At 49.9% G+C, this 6,536-nt stretch carries 7 protein-coding genes; 2 read left to right on the forward strand and 5 right to left on the reverse strand.

Annotation, left to right across the window (positions count from 1 at the left end; translation table 11 throughout):
- Nucleotides 1-103: 103 nt before the first annotated feature.
- The 5 genes from hutP to ACX1DY_RS31090 form a co-directional block, all read right to left on the reverse strand.
- Nucleotides 104-565, reverse strand: coding sequence for a hut operon transcriptional regulator HutP (hutP, locus tag ACX1DY_RS31070; protein WP_458967980.1), 462 nt, complete (start codon nucleotides 563-565; stop codon nucleotides 104-106).
- Nucleotides 566-803: 238 nt separating this feature from the next.
- Complete coding sequence (locus ACX1DY_RS31075) at nucleotides 804-1,829, reverse strand: hypothetical protein (protein ID WP_458967981.1); 1,026 nt, start codon at nucleotides 1,827-1,829, stop codon at nucleotides 804-806.
- A gap of 109 nt (nucleotides 1,830-1,938) precedes the next feature.
- A complete protein-coding gene (gene msrA / locus ACX1DY_RS31080; protein WP_458967987.1) occupies nucleotides 1,939-2,892 on the reverse strand; it encodes a peptide-methionine (S)-S-oxide reductase MsrA in 954 nt (317 codons plus the stop codon).
- 29 nt (nucleotides 2,893-2,921) lie between these two features.
- A complete protein-coding gene (locus ACX1DY_RS31085) occupies nucleotides 2,922-4,208 on the reverse strand; it encodes a cellulase-like family protein (RefSeq protein ID WP_458967982.1) in 1,287 nt (428 codons plus the stop codon).
- Between the two features lie 143 nt (nucleotides 4,209-4,351).
- A complete protein-coding gene (locus ACX1DY_RS31090; RefSeq protein ID WP_458967983.1) occupies nucleotides 4,352-4,537 on the reverse strand; it encodes a hypothetical protein in 186 nt (61 codons plus the stop codon).
- 173 nt (nucleotides 4,538-4,710) lie between these two features.
- On the opposite strand from ACX1DY_RS31090, the gene ACX1DY_RS31095 reads away from it, so the two are divergent.
- On the forward strand, nucleotides 4,711-5,118 hold the full coding sequence (locus tag ACX1DY_RS31095) for a hypothetical protein (protein WP_458967984.1): 408 nt from the start codon (nucleotides 4,711-4,713) through the stop codon (nucleotides 5,116-5,118).
- A gap of 2 nt (nucleotides 5,119-5,120) precedes the next feature.
- Nucleotides 5,121-6,407 (forward strand): ammonium transporter, encoded by a 1,287-nt coding sequence (locus ACX1DY_RS31100; RefSeq protein WP_458967985.1) that lies wholly within the window; start codon nucleotides 5,121-5,123, stop codon nucleotides 6,405-6,407.
- Nucleotides 6,408-6,536 lie beyond the last annotated feature (129 nt).

Here is a 6,536-nt window from a genome sequence, read left to right on the forward strand (position 1 = left end):
ATAGAAAAAGCCCATACCCTAATAAGAGGTACCGGCTTCTATATCACTAATAACTAAATTACGGCTTGATCCGTTTAAGGCGCTTCTTCAAAAGCTACTGCCACTAAATATGATTAAAACCAAAGCCAATGGCTTCATGCTCAAACCCTTTTTTGGGCGCACCGATTGTACCGTAGGCACAGACTGCGATCCACTCGCCTTCATGCGGGCTGTCACCCAGCCTTTTTCCCCTTACAATGGCGAAAGTTAGTCCCACCGTACGCAAAATATCACCGAATTGCACAATTCCGCGGCCTATGCTCTGAATCGTTTCAATGATGGCATGATAGAGCGAGTGAACTTCACGGTAGGAACCCGCGTCGATAATATGATTGTTCTTGGCCGCTGTCTCAATGGCAGCAATCACCTTGATCATATCCATAGCACCTACCCGGCCAATCGTGTAGCGGAAATCCCGCGAATCCAGCTCCTGCTCGACAACTTTTTTCCATTCATGCTCCTGCAGAACAGCCAGCAGAATGGCTAATTTACCAATTGGAAAAGATGATGCCAGAGGTTCCCCCATACCGTAATTCTCCTCGATTCTTGGGCTTGATTTGTGTGATTTGATCCAAAAGCATAAAAAAAATGCAACTGAAACTAGGAAACGCCCGTTTCCTGATTTCCCAGCCACATTCTGTTGACTAAAAACTATATATCGCTGAGTAGAATATATACTTGCCGGCCCCTTTTGTCAATCTGACATGTGATCTTATATAACACTGGCCTTGAAATAATATATGCCTTAAATGCAGCGATAGGTACTACTCTTTCACAATCATTAATTTAAGCTCATTATAATGTTCAAACACCAAATACCCTTTAACGCTGCCTAAGTAATAGCTGGCTGACAGATCACCGTTCCCGACTTGGCGCAAGCCTGTTCCGTCAGGCCGGATGGCGAACAATCCCCCTAAATCCGATTCCTCACTATCCACCGTAAAATAAACCCAGCCATGCAAAATATCCACCGGCTCGATAACCCAATCTTTTACTTTCCGCACCGTCTCTTTGCCCTGGTTGTACAGATGCAGGTAAGAGATTCCGCTCTCCTCATCCCGCTCAGTGAACATGAAAATATCAGCATCCCTGTCTCCCAAATAGTCCGAATAGTTAACCTCATATTGGGATACTGATTCCTCGAAATCCTGCTCTGCCTCTTCCGGGTCAATATACTGTTCTCCTGCAACAGGCCATTTCTGCCGAAGCAGTGGAAAATAAAGATACGGAAGTGACATATCTGCACTGCCAAAATAATAACGGTAGCTTTTATCTCCCGTGTCCAGCATTGCCGGATTGATTCTAACCGCAGGCTTTTTGCCATCCAGCGGCATCCGGTATACACCCGGTTCGGTAGTCATGCTGCCCGTAAAATAATAGATGCTGTCATTTTTAAGGTTAAAACCATCTATTCCGCCTGTAAAGGTCAAGCGCGTTAGTGCTTTGGAAGGCATCTCCAGCTTGTAGATATCACCATAAGGGTACTGCGTGTACTTCAAAAAATAGATGGTTTTATCATTTTCAAACAGCACATTTCTATACTTATACGCTCCTATAAACACCGGATAAGTTTTCACCTGGTCTGGAGTTGCCACTGTCTTATACAGCCCCTGCTCATACTTCGCCCAGTAGATTGTCAGCCGCACCGCAGGATTCGTATAGGCTATCTTGCCAACTCTAATGCGCAGCTCCGGGGCATTGCTAAGATCTGAAACTGCTTTGGCGTCCACAGTCAGAACCGGAGAAGCCAGCACGGCAGCCAGTAATAGCAATAGTACCTTTTTGATCATATTCTCTCCACCTTGTCGTTTAGTTGCAGATACTCAAAGCCTGGCTATAGTATCATCCAACTACATCATTCGACATAAGGGATTATTTTCCTTCATGACCATATAACAACTATAGATACCGCCCCAGTCCGTTCGCCTCCAGCTCCGCCTCCGGAATAAAACGCAGCGCGGCGGAGTTCACCCGGTAATGCAACTTGGCCGGCTCCGGCCCATCGAAGAATAAATGCCCAAGGTATGCCCCGCTCAGCCTGCTGCGCAGCGCGGTCCGCACCTCGCCGCCGCTGTAGTCGGCTTCCCGCCGGATCAGCCCTTCGGCAATCGGTGATGTAAAACTGGGCCAGCCGGTGGCGGAGTCGAATTTGTCTGCCGATCGAAACAACGGGTCGCCGCTGATCACATCGATATAAACACCTTCACGGAATTCATTCCAGTACGCATTCTCATACGGCGGCTCTGTCGCCTTATGCTGCGTAACCTCATACTGCAGCCGGGTCAGCCAACTCTTCAGGCGTTTTTGATCCTCAGGGCTGTTCCAGTGCTTTTCCAGAAATTCGTCCCGGCCTGAGCCCTTCAGATAGAGCTTATAATCGAGTGGATGGGTCTTATAATAATTCTGGTGCAGCGCTTCCGCCGAATAGAAGGGACCAGCCGGGAGAATCTCCGTCACTATGGGGGCCTTGAATCTTTTGCTTGCCTGAAGCGCTGCCTTGGATGCCTCCGCCTTCTCCCGCTGCTCCTCACTATGCACAAAAATCACCGTCCGGTAGGAATACCCCCGGTCCATAAATTGTCCGCCCCTGTCGGTTGGATCAATAAGCTGCCAGTAAATGTCCAGCAGACGCTCATATGGGAACAGCTCCGGCTCGAATGTAATCTGCACAGCCTCCACATGCCCTGTTGTTTCTGTCCCCACTTCCTCATATGTCGGATTCTCCGTGTGGCCGCCCGTATACCCGGATACCACCGAGACAATGCCCGGGAGCTCGTCAAAGGGCTTAACCATACACCAGAAGCAGCCGCCGGCAAAGGTGGCAAGCTCCGTTCTGTTCTGTGTTTCGTTCAGCACGCACAACTCCTTTCAAGGTAACATGGCTACTCTGAGTTCAAAATAAACTGGTTCCATTTACGCTGCCAAGCGATATCCGCCCAGAACGGATGATGCGGCGCACAATTCGAGCACAGGATCATCCCCCAGAAGCCCAGGGACATCCCTTTGCGCAGCGCGTACTCAGCGATAAATTTGCCAACCGGCCCCTCTTCGAAATTGGCATACAGCGGCGTATATCCCAAATATCCCTCTCCAATGACGATTGGAAGGTTCGTATGCCGCACAAAGTCTTCAACCTCTTCGAACCTTGTATCTATCTTTTGCAGCATAGCGAGCTTATGTGCCCCGTAACGCTCATACAAAAATAAATCCCACTGCTCCGTATCTGCCCAATCATGCAAGTAGATGAGCTTCAGCCCCACAGGATTGCCCTCCATCCGCCATTCCTGTCCAGGAGGCAGCTTCCACTGCTCAAATGGAGGCGCTTCCGGTCTAAGCAGGGACTTTACGAACCCATTGGGAAAATCCGCATGTTCATCGTTGATCCCCGCCAGATCCATAAGCTCGTCCAGCATCCCTTTCACATAAAGGTGAAAATGGGCCACCTGCATGTTCTGGGCAACATAGGCTTTCGGGTACGCCTCATTCAGAGTGTAGCTGGTGCTAATCAGCACATCCGGGTGCTGTTCACGGAGGAAGGCAATCGCTTCCTCAATATAAGGCTTCATGGCTTCCACAACCTTCGGCGTTGCCGTTTCAGGGATGCCTTTTTCCAGGGCTACTGCAGTCAGTTGTCCGAATTCTACCTCGTTATGCAGCTCGGCATAGGCAATCTGCCCGGAATAGCCATGCTCTTTTACAAACATGATTAGCTGGTTCATAGATCTGGCAAGGGCCATAAACCGCTCTTCCGGCGGAATAGCCGCAAGCTCGTCACGCAGCTCCGGGTGTGCAAGAAAGCTTGGACTTTGCTGATACTCCCAGGAGGAGAGAATAAGATAACAGCCATGCTCCTTCGCCTGATGAAACAGCTCCAGCAACTGCGCATGTCCGTCCAGCTCCGCTCCCCCCTTGCAGTTGTACCATCGGGTCCGCTCTCCCACTTCCCCCAAATTCCCCAGCTTCAAAGGTCCCGGCCTCTTGCCCTGTTCCGTGAACAGCATAAACGGCATCGCGCAAATCCGCACGGTATTATAGCCACGCTCCACCGCTTCCTTAAATCTTGCCGCCAGATCATGATACGGCTCCCCGGGCAGGGTCATCGTATACCAGGAAAAATCCCACATCGTAATCGTTAATTTACGGGGCAATGCTCTGAATAATGCTTCCATGCCGCTATCGCTCCTGTCATTAAAAAGTTCAAATCTCTGCAAAATAACCCTACAGAAGCGGGAGAAAAAGAACAATGGACGATTCACGGCTCGGGATGGACTATATTCTTGCACTTGTGGTTATTCCGGTTCTGCCTATGCTCCTAGTCCTCAAGCTTGTCCAGTTCAGCTTCCAGTTCAAGCAGCTTGTTATTCGCTTGGTCTAGCAACTCTTGTAGTCCCGCAGCTTTGGCCCGTTCAATCTCTTGTTTCACGGTTATAATCTGCTCTTCCAGATAGAGAATATCGGAGGCATTTCCTGAGTTACGGGAGATCTGTGAGTAGGTCATAATCATCATCCTTTCTATTAGGAATATTACTTCTTAACAATCATATGCGCTATCCCTGATGATCTTAAAACCGCCAGAAAGCCTGCTGCGGCGCTTGGTTGTAAAAACCTATTGACTTGTATTTGTATTGTCCATATAATCAGTCTATGACTTTTCATGTAAGGAGACCTGACATGATAATTGTGGATGAAGTATACCAAAATGTTGTTTATCGCCTATCTACAGAGGAAATAATACAACTAATTGAACGCCTGAAAGCCAAGAAAGAGGAAGAAATCGAAGCGATTAAAGATAAAATTAACAAGTATGAACAAAAAAGGCAAGCAGAAGAGGCGATGTACCAATCCCTCTCCCCGATCCGCAAATGGTTTGCAGGGCATCCGGCGAGCCACCACACAGCCGTAGAATATATAGTTCACGTAAAAGACCGTTTTAAACAAATAGACAGCATTAAAAGAAGCATTCAGGAATTGAATCAAGTCTTGCTGCTTATGAGTACTCACCCAGCAACGGAAGAGATCCCGCTGTCACCTGAGATCATACGTGAAATCAAATCCATTAGGGGTACGGAGGCACTATAGAAATGAATGTAACGCTGGAGTCGCTGGGTGGAGGACTGGATACGATTTGGGTTGTTTTGAGCGCCGCTATGATTTTGCTGATGGAGGGCGGTTTCGCCCTGCTGGAAGCTGGTTTTGTACGATACAAGAACAGTGTGAACATCATCATGAAGGTGTTCGCCGATATAACCTTAGGAACGCTGATTTTTTATATTTTCGGATTTGGACTCATGTACGGAAAAGACGCCGGCGGACTGGTGGGCACAAGCGGCTTTCTGCTTGGCGGTGATCTCTCCAATCTCCATTTCACCGTCTCAATCGACACCTTCTGGCTCTTCCAGGCGGCTTTTACCATTGCGGTTATCTCTATCGTGTCGGGCGCGGTTGCCGAGCGGATTAACTTTCGCGCTTACCTGCTGTACATCATTTTAATGACCGGACTGATCTATCCCTTAGGCGGCCACTGGGCCTGGGGCGGCGGCTGGCTGAATCAGCTTGGTCTGCAGGACTTTGCAGGCTCGGCTGTCATTCATGCGCTTGGCGGATTCTCTGCACTGGCGGCAGCTATCGTCATTGGCCCAAGAAAGGGCAAATTCAATCAGGCCGGGAACAGCACCGTTGCCCTGCCGAGTAATCTGCCGCTGGCTTCCGTCGGCGCCTTCCTTCTCTGGTTCGGCTGGTTCGGCTTTAATGCAGGAAGCACCTTAAGCGCTACCGATGTAAGGATCGGGCACATCGCGATTACAACCATGCTGTCAGCCGCGGCTGGCGGCGGAATCACCCTGATCTACACCTTGTTCCGCTATCAGCGCTCGGACGCCCCATCCGTTATTAACGGTTCGCTTGCCGGTCTGGTGGGAATTACCGCCGGCTGTGCATTCGTCAGTGACGGAGCGGCCATCCTGATCGGCGCTGTGTCCGGCCTGCTCATGATGGCAGCCACCAACTGGCTTGAAGCACGCCGCATTGATGATCCGGTTGGCGCCTTTCCGGTGCATGCCGTGTCCGGCGCTTGGGGAACAGTAGCCGTGGGCTTGTTCGCCACCGATAGAGGGCTGTTCTACGGAGGCGGCTGGCATCAGCTCGGCGTACAGCTCCTTGGACTGGTTGTACTTGCCGGTTGGGGATTTGCAACCACCTGGTGTGGTCTGAAGCTGATCGGCAAGCTGGTACACGTCCGATCAACTGAGGAAGAAGAAGAACTGGGCCTCGATATCAGCTACCACGGCATGATGGCCGCACACCGTTCTCCTGAATTTATTGAGCTTGAAGACCATTACCTGGCGGATGATGATAGATCACTTCGTTAGAGGACATCATAATCAGAACCACCCGTCCAACGGGTGGTTTGCACTTGGGGTATAACCCCCTGTTGCCAAACTGCGCCTAAAGACGCTAGCCTGACAATAAATTGTTCAGGCTCAGTGTAATTTGTCCCT

Source organism: Paenibacillus sp. BAC0078 (assembly GCF_054483875.1).

Coding starts and splice junctions, on each gene's coding strand:
- hutP (WP_458967980.1), bottom strand. CDS start 565: ATGGGGGAACCTCTGGCATCATCTTTTCCAATTGGTAAATTAGCCATT.
- ACX1DY_RS31075 (WP_458967981.1), bottom strand. CDS start 1,829: ATGATCAAAAAGGTACTATTGCTATTACTGGCTGCCGTGCTGGCTTCT.
- ACX1DY_RS31085 (WP_458967982.1), bottom strand. CDS start 4,208: ATGGAAGCATTATTCAGAGCATTGCCCCGTAAATTAACGATTACGATG.
- ACX1DY_RS31090 (WP_458967983.1), bottom strand. CDS start 4,537: ATGACCTACTCACAGATCTCCCGTAACTCAGGAAATGCCTCCGATATT.
- ACX1DY_RS31095 (WP_458967984.1), top strand. CDS start 4,711: ATGATAATTGTGGATGAAGTATACCAAAATGTTGTTTATCGCCTATCT.
- ACX1DY_RS31100 (WP_458967985.1), top strand. CDS start 5,121: ATGAATGTAACGCTGGAGTCGCTGGGTGGAGGACTGGATACGATTTGG.